General features: G+C 73.2%; 13 protein-coding genes. 3 read left to right on the top strand and 10 right to left on the bottom strand.

Annotated elements, in window-relative coordinates:
• On the bottom strand, positions 1-567 hold the full coding sequence (rimP, locus tag AZE13_RS26120) for a ribosome maturation factor RimP (RefSeq protein WP_066936934.1): 567 nt from the start codon (positions 565-567) through the stop codon (positions 1-3).
• A 169-nt stretch (positions 568-736) separates the two neighbouring features.
• Between rimP and AZE13_RS26125 the strand changes: the two genes are divergently transcribed.
• The 3 genes from AZE13_RS26125 to AZE13_RS26135 all read left to right on the top strand — a co-directional run bounded on the left by AZE13_RS26125 (position 737) and on the right by AZE13_RS26135 (position 2,760).
• Positions 737-1,228, top strand: a complete 492-nt coding sequence (locus AZE13_RS26125) for a hypothetical protein (RefSeq protein ID WP_066937174.1) — start codon at positions 737-739, stop codon at positions 1,226-1,228.
• Positions 1,229-1,277: 49 nt separating this feature from the next.
• Complete coding sequence (locus AZE13_RS26130; protein ID WP_066936937.1) at positions 1,278-1,751, top strand: ferritin-like domain-containing protein; 474 nt, start codon at positions 1,278-1,280, stop codon at positions 1,749-1,751.
• Between the two features lie 97 nt (positions 1,752-1,848).
• Complete coding sequence (locus tag AZE13_RS26135) at positions 1,849-2,760, top strand: aminoglycoside phosphotransferase family protein (protein WP_066936941.1); 912 nt, start codon at positions 1,849-1,851, stop codon at positions 2,758-2,760.
• 308 nt (positions 2,761-3,068) lie between these two features.
• Here AZE13_RS26135 and AZE13_RS26140 read toward each other — a convergent pair whose 3' ends face one another.
• The 9 genes from AZE13_RS26140 to AZE13_RS26180 all read right to left on the bottom strand — a co-directional run.
• The gene (locus AZE13_RS26140) at positions 3,069-4,778 is read right to left on the bottom strand and encodes a proline--tRNA ligase (protein WP_066936944.1); all 1,710 of its coding nucleotides are present in this window, start codon (positions 4,776-4,778) and stop codon (positions 3,069-3,071) included.
• A gap of 170 nt (positions 4,779-4,948) precedes the next feature.
• Positions 4,949-5,485 carry a GNAT family N-acetyltransferase gene (locus AZE13_RS26145; protein WP_066936947.1) on the bottom strand — a complete coding sequence of 179 codons (537 nt, stop codon included), beginning with the start codon at positions 5,483-5,485 and terminating at the stop codon, positions 4,949-4,951.
• An 89-nt stretch (positions 5,486-5,574) separates the two neighbouring features.
• On the bottom strand, positions 5,575-6,420 hold the full coding sequence (locus AZE13_RS26150; protein ID WP_066937178.1) for a GNAT family N-acetyltransferase: 846 nt from the start codon (positions 6,418-6,420) through the stop codon (positions 5,575-5,577).
• Positions 6,421-6,613: 193 nt separating this feature from the next.
• Positions 6,614-7,771, bottom strand: coding sequence for a flavodoxin-dependent (E)-4-hydroxy-3-methylbut-2-enyl-diphosphate synthase (gene ispG / locus AZE13_RS26155; protein WP_066936951.1), 1,158 nt, complete (start codon positions 7,769-7,771; stop codon positions 6,614-6,616).
• A gap of 222 nt (positions 7,772-7,993) precedes the next feature.
• Positions 7,994-9,295 (bottom strand): M50 family metallopeptidase, encoded by a 1,302-nt coding sequence (locus AZE13_RS26160; protein WP_066936953.1) that lies wholly within the window; start codon positions 9,293-9,295, stop codon positions 7,994-7,996.
• Positions 9,292-10,557 carry a 1-deoxy-D-xylulose-5-phosphate reductoisomerase gene (gene dxr / locus AZE13_RS26165; protein WP_066936956.1) on the bottom strand — a complete coding sequence of 422 codons (1,266 nt, stop codon included), beginning with the start codon at positions 10,555-10,557 and terminating at the stop codon, positions 9,292-9,294. The genes AZE13_RS26160 and dxr overlap by 4 nt, the downstream gene beginning before the upstream one ends.
• A 110-nt stretch (positions 10,558-10,667) precedes the next feature.
• Positions 10,668-12,587, bottom strand: a complete 1,920-nt coding sequence (locus tag AZE13_RS26170; RefSeq protein ID WP_066936958.1) for an acyl-CoA dehydrogenase family protein — start codon at positions 12,585-12,587, stop codon at positions 10,668-10,670.
• 310 nt (positions 12,588-12,897) lie between these two features.
• Positions 12,898-14,358: an aldehyde dehydrogenase family protein gene (locus AZE13_RS26175; protein ID WP_066936962.1), complete on the bottom strand. Its 1,461-nt coding sequence runs from the start codon at positions 14,356-14,358 to the stop codon at positions 12,898-12,900.
• Between the two features lie 261 nt (positions 14,359-14,619).
• On the bottom strand, positions 14,620-15,765 hold a 1,146-nt coding region (locus tag AZE13_RS26180), incomplete at its 5' end, for a PucR family transcriptional regulator (RefSeq protein WP_181690451.1).

Raw genomic sequence — 15,765 nt, forward strand, 5'->3', positions numbered from 1 at the left:
CTACGCCTCCTCCTTGTTCTCGTCGGTCTTGTTCTCGTCGATCCTGCCGCCGTGCCCGGCGTCCCGCTCGCCGGACGTACCGGCCTGGTCGGACTTGCGGCTGAACTCCAGCTCGACGCGCGCCTTGGCGATCTCACCGAAGGAGACCCGGCGCGCGGTCGGCTTGCGGCCCTTGACACCCGGCACCTCGAGGTCGAGGCCGTCCTCGTCCACGGCGGTGATCCGGGCCACCAGCTCCCCGCCCTCGTGGAGTTGGGCCTTGATGAGGCGGGCGGCGGCGCGGCGGTAGTGCCGCGGCTCGGTCAGCGGCCGGTCGGCGCCCGGCGAGGTGACCTCGAGGGTGTACGGGGCGCCGCCCATGACATCCGTGTCGTCCAGGACCTGGGAGACCTCACGGCTCAGCTCGGCGCACTCGTCCAGCTGGACGCCCTCGTCGGAATCGACCACGATCCTCAGCACCCGCCGCTTTCCCGCCGGGGTCACCTCGATCTCTTCCAGATCCAGGTCTCGCGAGGCGACGAGCGGTTCAAGCAGTCCGCGCAGCCTCTCGCTCTGGGTGGTGCTCATCCGGGTGACTCCTCGGCCGCGTGTGCTGTTGTGGGTAGGTCGCGTGTCGGGTCAAAGCCTATCTGTTCCGGCGGGGTACTGACGATTCGGTGGGCGGTCACGGATAGTCTCGCCTGCGGTGATCACGACGGAAGACCCCGGGAAGTGCAACGTGCCGAACGTGGCGTTCATGCGCAGAAGGACCCTGCTGGCCGGCGCCGCCCTCGGGAGCGGGGCGCTGCTCGCCGGCTGCGCCGAGGAGGACCGCCCCGGCCGGGACGAGAGCTCCACCGCCGCCGTCCGGCTGCGCGAGCGCGCCGCCCGCGACAGCACGGCCCTGCTGGCGCGCTACGACGCGACCCTGGCCGCGCACCCCGCCCTGGCGGAGCGGCTGCGCCCGCTGCGCTCCGAAGTGGCCGCGCACGCCCGGGCGTTCACCGACGACGCCACGCCCTCCGCCGGTGGCACCCCGTCCCGTGAGCCGGTGCACAACGCAGGCGCGCCCTCGGTACCCGCCGAGGAGCGGGCCGCCCGGAGCGCGCTGGCCGACGCGGAGCGCCGGATCGCCGACACCCGCACCCGGGAGCTGCTCGCCGCGCCCCCCGAGGTGGCCCGGCTGCTCGCCTCGGTGGCCGCGTCCGGCGCGGCCCACGCGTATCTGCTCACGGAGCCGGCCGAGTGACAGGCACCGGACGACGGAACACGGCACCGACCAGCGAAGGGGCGCGGCCATGAACGATCGGGACGAGCTGACGGCGGTACAGGCGGCGCTGGCCGCCGAACACGCCGCGGTCTACGGCTACGGCGTGGTCGGCGGCCGGATCGCCGACGACCGGCGCGCGGAGGCGAGGACGGCGTACGACGCCCACCGCGCCCGCCGGGACGCGCTCCACCGCCAGGTACGCGACCTGGGCGGCACACCGGCGGCCGCGGCCGCCGCGTACAAGCTGCCCTTCCCGGTCCCGGACGCGGCCGCCGCGGCACGTCTGGCGGCGGAGCTGGAGGACCGGCTGGCCGCCGTCTACGCGGACCTGGTACGGGCCGGCGGCCGGGCCCGGCGCGCGGAGGCGGCCGCCGCACTCCGCGAGGCGGCGGTGCGGGCAGTGCGCTGGCGCGGCAGCGGCGCGGCCTTCCCCGGCCTCACCGAGCGGGCCGCGGCCGCCGCTCCGGCCGGCTCCGCGAGCGCCTCCACGGGCGCGCTCTGAACGGCCGGCGGCCCCGCACCCCGAGACAGACGAGCAGCAAGACGCGCCGGGCGAGCGCGGCATCCCGCACCCGCCCGGCTGAAGGGACAGCTCAAGCATGGCAACGGCACCCATCGAACCGCCGCAGCGGTTGGTGAGTTCCCTGAGCGGCGATCCGGACAGCCCCGCCCGGCAGTGGCTGCGCGCGCTTCCGGCGCTGGTCCAACAGCTCCTGGACACCTGGGAACTGACCCTGGAGCGGGTGCACGCCCCCGGTGGCCGCAGCAGCCTGCTGGCCCTCGTACAGCAGCGGGACGGGACCCCCGCGGCACTGAAGCTCCCGGTGCCCACCCGGCTGCCCGCGCACGAGGGGGCGGCGCTGGCCGCCTGGGACGGCCGGGGCGCGGTACGGCTGCTGCGGTCCGACGACACCAGCGGCGCGCTGCTGCTGGAACGCCTGCGGAGCGCGGTCTCGCTGCGTTCGCTGCCGGAGGCCAAGGCGCTGCTGGAGGCGGCCGGTACGGTGCGCCGGCTGTGGGTGCCGCCGGCCGCCGGGCACCCCTTCGCGACGCTGGCCGCGCGCACGGAGGAGGCCGTGGAGTCGCTCCGTACGGCCGGGGCGCTCACCCGCGCGGCCGGGCCCCTCGTGGACGAGGCACTGGAGCTGCGGCGCGCCCTGCCGGCGGAGTCCGGCGAGGAGTTCCTGCTGCACGGCGCCTTCCGCCAGGGCAAGGTACTGGCCGGGGAACGGGCGCCCTGGCTGGCGGTCGGCCCGTCGCCGGTGGTCGGCGAGCGCGCGTACGACCTGGCGGCGCTGGTGCTGGACCGGTTCGAGGACCTGCTGGCCGGCTCCGGCGCGGCCGCCGCGGCACGCCGCCGGGTGACGAAACTGGCCGACTCCCTGGACGTGGACCGGGACCGGCTGCGCGCCTGGACGCTGTACCGGGCGGTCGACACCGGCGTCCGCGAAGTCGCCGTGGGCGACCGTCAGCGCGGCGAACTCCTGCTGGAGTTCGCGGCCTGGCTGTAGGGACGGGCGTCCCGGGGGGGCTCCGGGGGCGGGCCCCTAGGGGGTGGTCGAACAGATCCCCTAAGGGATGCGTGGGCCCCCTGCGGGGCCACAACGCGGCGGGCCGGGGTGGGTATTCCCGGGGCGGCGCCCAGGGTGCCCGGTGCGTCGGCCCGTGCACGGACAGCTGCGCGTACGTGGGCGGGGAACGCATGCAATAACTGAATTTACTGAACCAACTGGAGGTGGACGCCTACCCGCGCGGGAGCGCATACGCGCACGGGCCGGCCGGGGGTGTGACCCCGGCCGGCCCGTTGGTGTCAGGCCCGTCAGGCGCTGAGACGCGCCACCGCCTCGTCCACCGTCAGCTCCTCGCGCTCGCCGGTGCGGCGGTCCTTGACTTCGACGATGCCCTCGCCGGCGCGCCGCCCGGCGACCACGATGGCCGGTACGCCCAACAGCTCGGAGTCGGTGAACTTCACGCCCGGGGAGACCCCGGCCCGGTCGTCGACCAGCACCCGCAGGCCCGCGGCGCCGAGCCGCTCGCCGACCTCCAGGGCCAGCTCGGTCTGCTTGGCCTTGCCGGCCGCGACGACATGGACGTCGGCCGGCGCGACCTCGCGCGGCCAGCACAGGCCCTTGTCGTCGTGGGTCTGCTCGGCGAGCGCGGCCACCGCGCGGGAGACGCCGATGCCGTACGAGCCCATGGTGACCCGGACCGGCTTGCCGTTCTGGCCGAGGACGTCGAGCTCGAAGGCGTCCGCGTACTTGCGGCCGAGCTGGAAGATGTGGCCGATCTCGATGGCGCGGTCGATCCGCAGGCCGGTGCCGCACTTCGGGCAGGGGTCACCGGGCTCGACGACGACCACGTCGAGGTACTCGTCGACCTCGAAGTCACGGCCGGCGACGACGTTGCGGGCGTGCTTGCCCTCCTTGTTGGCGCCGGTGATCCAGGCCGTGCCGGGGGCGACGCGGGGGTCGGCGAGGTACTTGAACGCCTTGCCGGCCAGGCCCTGCGGGCCGACGTAGCCGCGGACCAGCTCCGGGCGGTCGGTGAAGTCGTCGGCGGTGACCAGCTCGACGGTGGCCGGCGCGAGGTGCTCGCCGAGCTTGCCGAGGTCGACCTCGCGGTCGCCGGGCACGCCCACCGCGACGATCTCTCCGTCGACCTTGACCAGCAGGTTCTTCAGCGTCGCGGAGGCCGGTACGCCGAGGTGCTCGGCGAGCGTCTCGATGGTCGGGGTGTCCGGGGTGTCCAGCTCCTCGACGGGGCCGTGTCCGGCACCCTCGACGGGCTGGAGCGCGAAGGTGACGGCCTCGGTGTTGGCGGCGTAGTCGCACTGCGGGCAGTCGACAAAGGTGTCCTCACCGGCCGCGGCGGGCGCCAGGAACTCCTCGGAGGCGGAGCCGCCCATCGCGCCGGAGACCGCGGAGACGATGCGGTAGTCCAGGCCGAGGCGCTCGAAGATCTTCTCGTAGGCCGCGCGGTGCAGCGCGTAGGACTGGGCCAGGCCCTCGTCGGTGGTGTCGAAGCTGTACGAGTCCTTCATGTGGAACTCGCGGCCGCGCAGCACACCGGAGCGGGGGCGGGCCTCGTCGCGGTACTTGGTCTGGATCTGGTAGAGGATCACCGGCAGGTCCTTGTAGGACGTGCACTGGTCCTTGACCGTGAGGGTGAAGATCTCTTCGTGGGTGGGGCCGAGGAGGTAGTCGGCGCCCTTGCGGTCCTTGAGGCGGAAGAGCAGGTCGCCGTACTCCTCCCAGCGGCCGCTGGTCTCGTAGGGCTCCTTGGGCAGCAGGGCCGGCAGCAGGACCTCCTGGCCGCCGATGGCGTCCATCTCCTCGCGGACGATGCGGGAGACGTTCTCCAGGACCTTCATGCCCAGCGGCAGCCACGTCCAGATGCCGGCGGAGGAGCGGCGGACGTACCCGGCGCGGACGAGCAGCTTGTGGCTGGCGGTCTCGGCGTCGGCCGGGTCATCGCGCAGTGTCTTGATCATCAAGCGGGACATGCGCTGGACCTGTGCGGCGTTGGCCATGGGAGTTTCTCCTGCGTAAGAAAAGTGACTCCCTGGAGGTTAGCCGCCCGGGCGCGGCACAAGGAAATGCGTTCCGCTGCGCTTGGCCGGCTTCCCACGTCTTTGGCTGCGGCGCCGTACCTTCCGTGAGGAAGGCCGGTGGGGGCGTGTCCTTGACGTCGGCTTCGGCATCAGGGGCGCTTCAGGGGCAGCAGTGCGCCCATCACCGCGTACGGGGTCGGGGCGCTCGGGAACAGCACCCGGCGGGCGATGTCCTGGTAGCCGAGGGAGCGGTAGAGGCCGCGGGCCGGGCTTTCGATGTCGATGGCGGAGAGGATGGAGCGCGGTTCGGCCGCCTCGTCGGTGATGCGGGTGATCAGCGACCGTCCGATGCCCCGGCCCTGGTAGGCGGGGTGGACGTGCAGTTCGGTGATGGTGAAGGAGTCGTCCAGCCAGTGGTCGAGGCCTGCGCCGCGCAGATAGGGCTCGACGACGGTGGACCACCAGTGGGTGCGGTCGTTGGGCATGCCGTAGACGAAGCCGACGAGCCGGCCGGCGGGGGTGGTGGCGCCGAGGGCGCGCGCCCCGGGGCAGCGGAGGTGGCGCAGCACGATGTGCCGACGGACGGCGACCTCCTCGTCGCTCAGCCCGAAGGCGAGCGCCTGGACGGCGAGCGCGTCATCCACGCGGGCAGCGAGGTCAAGGGGGCCGACCGCGACGTCATCCATGGTCGGAGCGTACAAGGCCGCGGGCCGGGACAGTACGGGGGAACCACTCGGCGGGAGGCCGGAACCGGGGCGGAACAGCTCACTCCCGGTCAGAACAGGACGCTCATAAACGCGCCGACTTCCTGGAAGCCCACCCTCCGGTACGAGGCGCGGGCGGCGGTGTTGAAGTCGTTGACGTACAGGCTGACGACGGGGGCGACCTCGTTGAGCGCGTAGCGCAGCACGGCCGCCATTCCGGTCTCCGACAGGCCCTGGCCGCGGTGGCCGGGGTCGACCCAGACGCCCTGGATCTGGCAGGCGCGCGGGGTGGCGGCACCGATCTCGGCCTTGAAGATGACCTTGCCGTCCTCGACCCGGGCGAAGGAGCGGCCGGCTCCGACGAGTTCGGCGACCCGCGCCTGGTAGAGCAGCCCGCCGTCACCGGCCATCGGGGAGATGCCGACCTCCTCGGTGAACATGGCCACGCACGCGGGCATGATCAGGTCCATCTCGTTCTTGCGGATCCGCCGGACGTACGGGTCGGGGGCGATCTCGGCGGACGGCGAGCTGGTGACCATCAGGGGCTGGTGGGCGCGGATCTCGCGGGCGGGCCCCCAGTACGGCTCCAGGAGCGACCACAGTTCCGCGGTGGGGCCGGCGGGTCCGACGATGGAGGAGCAGCGGCGGCCCTGCCGGCGGGCCCGCTCGGCGAAGCCGTGGACGGCTTCGGAGGTGGCGCAGACCGGGACGAGGTTGGCGCCCGCGTAGCAGAGCGATTCCAGCCGGCCGCCGACGTACCAGCCCCACATCTCGCCGCCCAGCCGCCAGGGGTCGAGCCCGGCGACCTGGACGCGGGCCGCGACGAAGGCGTTGGCGACCGGGTCACGGTCGAGGACCGCGAGCGCGTCGTCGAGCTCCCCGGGGTCGAGGACCTTGAGGGAGGTGGTCGTCGTCAGCACGTGTCGGATTGCCTCACCATGACGGGCCTGGGAGGCCAGGCGGGAGCAGGTGCTGGCACTGTACCTCCACCCGCGCGGGAGTTCCCGGCCCGCGGGGCGGGGCGGGCCCGGACGGCCGTGAGTCCCGCGGCCCGGGAACGGGGCGGCGGGGCTCGTCGGAGCCGTGGACCGCCCGGCGGTCCGCCGCGGATCAGCCGGCGGCGGTGACGACCGGTTCGCCGGAGGCGACGCCGTCGGCCTCCATCTGCGCGGCGATCTTCAACGCCTCTTCGATGAGGGTTTCGACGATCTTCGACTCGGGCACGGTCTTGATGACCTCGCCCTTGACGAAGATCTGGCCCTTGCCGTTGCCGGAGGCGACGCCGAGGTCGGCCTCGCGGGCCTCGCCGGGGCCGTTGACGACGCAGCCCATGACGGCGACGCGGAGCGGCACCTCCATGCCCTCCAGGCCGGCGGTGACCTCGTCGGCGAGCTTGTAGACGTCGACCTGGGCGCGGCCGCAGGACGGGCAGGAGACGATCTCCAGGCGGCGCTGGCGGAGGTTGAGGGACTCCAGGATGGAGATGCCGACCTTGACCTCCTCGGCGGGCGGCGCGGAGAGCGAGACCCGGATGGTGTCGCCGATGCCCTCGGAGAGCAGTGCGCCGAAGGCGACCGCGGACTTGATGGTGCCCTGGAAGGCGGGGCCGGCCTCGGTGACGCCGAGGTGGAGGGGGTAGTCGCACTGGGCGGCGAGCTGGCGGTAGGCGTTGACCATCACGACCGGGTCGTTGTGCTTGACCGAGATCTTGATGTCGCGGAAGCCGTGCTCCTCGAAGAGCGAGGCCTCCCAGAGCGCGGACTCGACGAGCGCCTCGGGGGTGGCCTTGCCGTACTTCTGCAGCAGGCGCCGGTCCAGGGAGCCGGCGTTGACGCCGATCCGGATCGGGGTGCCGGCGTCCGCAGCCGCCTTGGCGATCTCCTTGACCTTGTCGTCGAACTGCTTGATGTTGCCGGGGTTGACGCGGACCGCGGCGCAGCCGGCGTCGATGGCGGCGAAGACGTACTTCGGCTGGAAGTGGATGTCCGCGATGACCGGGATCTGGGACTTCCGGGCGATCACCGACAGCGCGTCGGCGTCGTCCTGGGTGGGGCAGGCGACCCGGACGATCTGGCAGCCGGAGGCGGTCAGCTCGGCGATCTGCTGGAGCGTGGCGCCGATGTCGGAGGTCCGCGTCGTCGTCATCGACTGCACCGAGACCGGTGCGTCTCCGCCCACGGCGACCGGACCGACCTGGATCTTGCGGCTGACCCTGCGGTCGGCGAGCTTGGTCGGTACGGCCGGCATTCCCAGCGAAATGGCAGTCATCTGGCGAGCAACCCCAAGGTGTGGATCTAGGCCCCGTGTCGGCGGGCTCCGGCCTTCGAGCCTACGGCACCCGGATCGCCCTCGGCACATCGTCCCCCGGAGGCCCCGCGAAAGGGCACGAAAGAGGCGGCCGGACGCCTCCGAACGCCGCGGAGGCGGTCCGGCCGCCGCCCCGCCCGGCCTCGCGTGCACACCGGGAAGGGCGCCCCACCGGGCGGGGCGTCAGGTCAGCTTCACCGGATTCACCACGTCGGCGACGAACACCAGCAGGGTGAAGCAGATGAAGATCCCGGCGACGACGTAGGCGGCGGGCATCAGTTTGGCCACGTCGAACGGGCCGGGGTCGGGCCGCCGGACGATCTTGGCGAAGGCCCGCCGGACCGACTCCCACACCGCGCCGGCGATGTGCCCGCCGTCCAGCGGGAGCAGCGGGAGCATATTGAACAGGAACAGCGAGAGGTTGAACCCGGCGACGAGGAAGAGCATCGTCGCCACCCGCTGCTCCGGCGGGATGTTCAGCGAGAAGACCTCGCCGCCGACCCGCGCCGCGCCGACCACGCCCATCGGGGAGTCCTGCTTGCGCTCGCCGCCGTTGAAGGCCGCGTCCCACAGGTCCGGGATCTTGGCGGGCAGGTGGACCAGCGAGGAGACGCCCTGCTCGACCATGCTGCCCATGCGGTCGACGGACTGGCCGAAGGACTGCTTGACGACGCCGCTGGCCGGGGTGAAGCCGAGGAAGCCGGCGGTGACGTACTCGCCGCGGACGTAGCCGCCGCGCCCGTCCGTCTTGGCGACCTTGTTCTCTATCAGGTCGGCGTGCAGCGTCCGGCGTGCGCCGTCCCGCTCCACCACCAGCGTCGCGGGGCCGGTGGTGTCGCGGATCCGCTGCTGGAGGGTGCCCCAGTCCGGGACGTGCTGCCCATTGAAGGAGACGATCTTGTCGCCGGGCCGCAGTCCCGCGGCCTTGGCCGGGGAGTCCTTGGCGCCGGCCGGGCACTTGTCGGTCTTGGCGGCGGCCGAGATCACACAGTCCGAGACCGAGCCGACCTGGGTGGTCTGGGTGTTGATGCCGAAGCCCATCAGCACGCTCATGAAGATCACGACCGCCAGGATCAGGTTCATGAACGGCCCGGCGAACATCACGATGACGCGCTTCCAGGGCTTGCGGGTGTAGAAGAGCCGCTTCTCGTCGCCGGGCCGGAGCTCCTCGAAGGCCGCCGAGCGGGCGTCCTCGATCATGCCGCGGAACGGCGAGGTGGAGCGGGCCTGCAGCTTCCCGTCGTCCCCGGGCGGGAACATCCCGATCATGCGGATGTAGCCTCCGAGCGGGACCGCCTTGATGCCGTACTCGGTCTCCCCCTTCCTGCGGGAGAAGAGCGTCGGCCCGAAGCCCACCATGTACTGCGGCACGCGGATACCGAACATCTTGGCCGTGGAGAGGTGGCCGAGTTCGTGCCAGGCGATGGAGAACAGCAGGCCGACGACGAAGACGACGATGCCGAGGATGGTCATCCAGGTCGTCATGCGCGAGCCTCCGAGGGTGTCCGTGCCGCACGGGCGGCCAGTTCGCGGGCGCGGGCGCGCGCCCAGGTCTCCGCCTCCAGGACGTCCGCGACGGAGAGCGGGGTTCCGCGCGCCGGTGTGTCCTGTTCGGCGACCACCGCGGCGACCGTATCCACAATTCCGTTGAACGGCAGCCCGCCTGTGAGGAACGCGTCCACACATTCCTCGTTGGCCGCGTTGAAGACGGCTGGAGCGGTGCCCCCGAGCTCGCCGACGTGCCGTGCGAGGCGGACCGACGGGAAGGCGTCGTCGTCGAGCGGGAAGAACTCCCACGCCGATGCCCGGCTCCAGTCGAAGGCGGGTGCCGCGTCGGGTACGCGCTCGGGCCAGCCGAGGCCGAGGGCGATGGGCCCGCGCATGTCCGGGGGCGTCGCCTGGGCCAGGGTCGAACCGTCCGTGAACTCCACCATCGAGTGGACGCAGGACTGCGGATGGACGACGACCTCGATGCGGTCGAACGGGATGTCGTACAACAGGTGCGCCTCGATGACCTCCAGGCCCTTGTTGACGAGGGTCGCGGAGTTGACCGTGATCACCGGTCCCATCGCCCAGGTGGGGTGGGCGAGCGCGTCCTCGACGGTGACGTCGGCCAGCTCCTCCTTCGTACGGCCGCGGAAGGGGCCGCCGGAGGCGGTGACGACGAGCTTGCGGACGTCGGCGCGGGCGCCGGCGGCCAGCGCCTGGAAGAGCGCGGCGTGCTCGGAGTCGACGGGGATGATCTGCCCGGGGGCCGCGAGCTCCTTGACCAGCGGGCCGCCGACGATCAGCGACTCCTTGTTGGCCAGGGCCAGCACCCGGCCGGCCTTCAGGGCGGCCAGGGTCGGGGCCAGGCCGATGGAGCCGGTGATGCCGTTGAGGACGGTGTGGCAGGGGGAGGCGGCCAGTTCGGTGGCCGCGTCCGGGCCGGCCAGTATCTCGGGCAGCGGCTCGCCCGCGCCGTACCGCTCGGCCAGCGCCGCGCGCAGCGCGGGTACCGCGTCCTCGCGCGCCACCGCGACGGTGGCCACCCGCAGCCGGTGCGCCTGCTCGGCGAGCAGCTCGGGCCGGCCGCCGGCCGCCGAGAGTCCGGTCACCCGGAAGCGGTCGGGGTTGCGCAGCACGAGGTCGGTCGCCTGGGTGCCGATGGACCCGGTGGAGCCGAGGATCACGATCCGGCGCGGGCCGTCGGGCTCGCCGGGGGCCGGCTCGAAACGCAGGTGCGGATGGGCGAGGGAGTCCGTCATGGGGTCCATTGTGGCCGGTCGCCGGGGTGCCGCGGACACGGAGGCGGGCACCGGGGCCCGTCCGGTGGATCCTGGCCGGACGGGCCCCGGACGTACGGCCGCGGACGAGGTCAGCGGATGGGGCGGTGGACGTTGTCCCTCCGGCTCGCTCCCGGGGTGGCGTCGGCGATCCACGGGCCGTCGCCGCTCGGGTCGATGATGCCCTCCTCCAGCCAGGTGTAGCTGCCGTCGAGGACCGCGGAGACGACCTTGCGGTCGAGTTCGTCGGTGTTGGTCCACAGCCGCCCGAACAGCTCCTCGACGCGGATCCGGGCCTGGCGGCAGAAGACGTCGGCCAGCCGCTGCGCCTCGCGCCCGTGCTCGCCGGTCTCGCGCAGGTACTCCGCCCGTACGCAGGCCGCGCTCATCGCGAAGAGCTCGGCGCCGATGTCGACGATCCGGCCGAGGAAGCCCTGTTTGGTCTCCATCCGGCCCTGCCAGCGGGACATCGCGTAGAAGGTGGAGCGGGCGAGCTTGCGGGAGGACCGTTCGACGTACCGCAGATGCCCGGCGAGCATGCCGAACTCCTGGTACGTGCGCGGCAGCTGGCCCGGTCCGGCGACCAGCTTCGGCAGCCAGCGGGCGTAGAACCCGCCCGCCCTGGCGGCCGCCCGGCCCTTGTCGGCGAGGCTCTTGTCGGGGTCGATGAGGTCGCCGGCGACGGACAGGTGCGCGTCCACCGCCTCCCGGGCGATCAGCAGGTGCATGATCTCGGTCGATCCCTCGAAGATCCGGTTGATCCGCATATCGCGCAGCATCTGCTCGGCCGGTACGGCGCGTTCCCCGCGGGCGGCGAGCGAGGGCGCGGTCTCGAAGCCGCGTCCGCCGCGGATCTGGACCAGCTCATCGGCCATCAGCCAGCCCATCTCGGAACCGTAGAGCTTGGCGAGGGCGGCCTCGATACGGATGTCGTTGCGGTTCTCGTCGGCCATCTGGGAGGAGAGGTCGACCACCGCTTCCAGGGCGAAGGTGGTCGCGGCGATGAAGGAGATCTTGGCGCCGACGGCCTCGTGCTTCGCGATCGGCCGGCCCCACTGCTCACGTGCCGCGGACCACTCCCGCGCGACCTTCAGGCACCACTTGCCGGAGCCGACGCACATCGCGGGCAGGGAGAGCCGTCCGGTGTTGAGCGTGGTCAGGGCGATCTTCAGGCCGGCGCCCTCGGGGCCGATGCGGTGGGCCGCCGGGACCCGCACCTGGTGGAAGCGGGTGACGCCGTTCTCCAGACCCCGCAGGCCCATGAAGGCGTTGCGGTGCTCGACCGTGATGCCCGGCGAGTCGGCCTCGACGACGAAGGCGGTGATACCGCCCTTGTGGCCGGGGGAGGCGGGCACCCGCGCCATCACCACCAGCAGGTCGGCGACCACGCCGTTGGTGGTCCACAGCTTCACCCCGTCGAGGACATAGTTCTCCCCGTCCGGGACCGCCGTGGTCGCCAGCCGCGCCGGGTCCGAGCCGACATCGGGCTCGGTCAGCAGGAACGCCGAGATGTCCGTCCGCGCCAGCCGCGGCAGAAAGGTTTCCTTCTGCTGCTGGGTGCCGAAGAGCTTCAGCGGCTGCGGGACACCGATCGACTGGTGCGCGGAGAGCAGCGCGCCGATCGCCGGGCTGGCCGACCCGACCAGGGACAGCGCCCGGTTGTAGTAGACCTGGGTGAGGCCCAGGCCGCCGTACTTCGGGTCGATCTTCATGCCGAGCGCGCCGAGCTCCCGGAGCCCGTTGATGGTCTCGTCCGGGATCTGCCCCTCGCGCTCGATCCGGGCGCCGTCGATCTCCGTCTCGCAGAACTCCCGCAGGGTGGCGAGAAACTTCTCCCCGCGGCGTACGTCGTCGACCGTAGGGGTGGGGTGCGGATGGATGAGGTCGAGCCGGAACCGCCCCAGGAACAGTTCCTTGGCGAAGCTGGGCTTGCGCCAGTCCTGCTCGCGGGCCGCCTCGGCGACCTGGCGTGCTTCGCGCTCGGAAACGTTGCGGATGGATGGAGCGGTCATCAGGAGCTCACCTCGCCGCGGAATCGGTAGTTCTGCGCCGGCGGGCCGGTCGGGCCGCTGGAACAGCGCTCCTTGTGAGAGTTACCCGATCCACGCGGGTTGCACCACTGGAGGTACCGCGCGGAGCGGGCGAGGCGGTGCCTCCTGGCCATACGGGACCAGGGACCGGACCGGGCCCAAGGCCGGCCCCGCGCCCTCGGCCCTTCGGGGGGAACGGGCACACGGCGCGCTCCGGTAACAGACACGCGGCGCGCCCCGGGAGCAGGCTCCGGAGCGCGCCGCGTGCCGCGTCATGCGTGCGGGCGCCTCACTACAGCGCGAGGCCGGTCAGCACCATGACGCGCTCGTAGGTGTAGTCCTCCATCGCGAAGCGCACGCCCTCCCGGCCCACGCCGGACTGCTTGACGCCGCCGTACGGCATCTGGTCGGCGCGGTAGGACGGCACATCGCCGATGACCACACCGCCCACCTCCAGCGCGCGGTGGGCACGGAACGCGGTCTGCGTGTCATGCGTGAACACGCCGGCCTGCAGCCCGTACTTCGAGTCGTTGACGGCCGCGAACGCCGCGTCCACCCCGTCCACCCTGGTGAGCGTGAGGACCGGGCCGAAGACCTCCTCGCGGGCGAGGGTGGCGTCGGCCGGCACGTCGGCCAGCACGGTCGGCGCGTACGAGGCGCCGTCGCGCTTGCCGCCGGCCAGCAGCCTGGCGCCGCGCTCCACGGCCTCGTCGACCCACGCCTCGACGCGCTTGGCGGCGTCCTCGTTCACCAGCGGGCCGACCTCGGTCGCGTCGTCCGAGGGGTCACCGGCGACCTGCGCCCCGACGGCCTCGACGATCTTCGGCACCAGCCGGTCGTACACGGACGCGTCCGCGATGACCCGCTGGACCGAGATGCAGGACTGGCCGCCCTGGTAGTTGGAGAAGACGGCGATCCGCTGCGCCGCCCAGTCCAGGTCCGCCTCGGAGCACCAGTCGGGCAGCACGACGGCCGCGCCGTTGCCGCCGAGCTCCAGGGTGCAGTGCTTGCGCGGCACCGAGTCGAGGATCGCGTAGCCGACCTTCTCGGAACCGGTGAAGGAGACCACCGGCATCCGCTCGTCCTGCACCAGCGCGGGCATCCGGTCGTTGGGCACCGGGAGGACCGACCAGGCGCCGGCCGGCAGGTCGGTCTCGGCCAGCAGCTCACCGAGGAGCAGGCCGGAGAGCGGGGTGGCCGGGGCAGGCTTGAGGATGATCGGGACGCCGGCCGCGATGGCCGGGGCGACCTTGTGGGCGCAGAGGTTCAGCGGGAAGTTGAACGGGGCGATGCCCAGGACCGTGCCGCGCGGGAAGCGGCGGGTCAGGGCGAGCCGGCCGGCGCCGCCGGCGTCGGTGTCCAGGCGCTGCGCCTCGCCGCCGTTGAAGCGGCGGGCCTCCTCGGCCGCGAAGCGGAACACCGACACCGCGCGGCCGACCTCACCGCGCGCCCACTTGACGGGCTTGCCGTTCTCCGCGGAGATCAGCCGGGCGATCTCCTCCGTACGCTCCACCAGCCGGCGCTGCACATGGTCCAGCGCCGCGGCACGCACATGCGCCGGGGTCGCGGCGAGTTCCTGCTGGACCGCGACGGAGGCGGCGACGGCCTCCTCGACCTGGGCCTCGGTGGGCACGCTCACCGTGCCGACGAGACGTCCGTCCCAGGGGGAGGTGACATCGAAGGTGGCGTCGCCGGTGGCCTGGCGGCCGGCGAGCCAGAAGGCGGTGGGGGCTGCATCAGTGTGAATCGGCACAGTGGAACCCGGCCCTTCAGGAGTGGTGGGTGGTGCGGTCGGCTCAGGGAACGGCAGCGCCATGGACTGCACGGCACCGCGCGGTGAGGCACGGCACTGCGCTGATGAACCTGGCTCCCACGGTAGGGGCGCGGCCCCGCCATGACGTTTGTCCGAAGCGGCGAAATCAGGGGGTGTGTCTCTCCGCGGTGGAGGGGACGCCCCTGCTGCCGGCGGGGGCGCCCCGGGCGGCGCCGGTACCGCGGCCGCGGGGCGCTGCCGTCACTGACCCTCCGTGGCCGACATCGCCTTGAGCGCCAGCCACAGCTCCATCCGTACGTCCGCGTCGTCCAGCGACCGCCCGAGGATCTCCTCCACCCGCCGCATGCGGTAGCGCAGCGTATGGCGGTGGACGCCCAGGTCGGCGGCGGCCGCGTCCCACTGGCCGTGCCGGGCGAGCCAGGCGCGCAGCGACGCCACCAGGTCACCGCGCCCGGTCGCGTCGTGCTCGCGCAGCGCCCGCAGCAGCCCGTCCGCGAAGGCCCGTACCGCGTCGTCGGCGAGCAGCGGCAGCACGGACCCCGCCGCCACGTCCTCGTGTTCGACCAGCGCCCGTCCGCGCCGGCGGGCCACCGACAGCGCCTGTTCGGCCTGCCGGAAGGCGTTCGCGGCGGCCGTCGGTCCGGTCGGAGCGGACAGCCCGACGGCCACCTCCGTCCCGCCGCGGCCCGCCTCGGGGCTCCCCGGCCGGCCGCGCGGACGCGCCGGGGCGCTCGCCCGGGCCTCCGCCTGGCCGGCGTACGCGGCACACGCGTCCGCCGCCGCGCCGCCGTCCGTGACCAGTGCGATCAGCCGGCCCCCGTCAAGGACCGTGAGCACCGCCTCGCCGGTCCGCGCCGCGGCGGACTCCATCGCATCGGCCAGTCCGTCCAGCGCCCCGGGCCCCGCGCCGGAAGCCCCGGATACCGGCGAGGACGCGGACGTGGGCGCGGCCGGCGACGGGGACGGCGACGGCGGCACGGGCGCGGAGGCGCCGGACGGCGCGGGGGCGGCCGCGGCGGCCGCACCGGACCGCGCCGGCCGCTCGTCCGCCGCCACCTGCTCGGCGACCACCATCCGGAACGGAGTGTCCAGCAGGTCTCCGTAGAGCCGCCCCGCGACCGCCCGTGCGTGGTCCGGTTCGCCCGCGAGCAGCATCGTGAGCACCGCGGCACCCAGCCGCTGCTCGGCGTCCTGGAGCGCCCGGGACCGTTCGGTGGTCAGGGTGAGCAGCGCGACCGCGGAGTGCACGGCGTACCGGCCGGCCGTCCCGAGGGGCGCCCCGGTCCCCACCGCGAGCACCCCGCGCGCCCGCCGGCCGGTACCGAGCGACTGCAACTCCACCCGGTCGTCCCCCTCCGCGTCGCTGACCACGGCCGTGGCGGGCGC

Origin of the sequence: Streptomyces sp. NBRC 110611 (assembly GCF_001590865.1) — a bacterium.
Classification (GTDB): Bacteria; Actinomycetota; Actinomycetes; order Streptomycetales; family Streptomycetaceae; genus Streptomyces.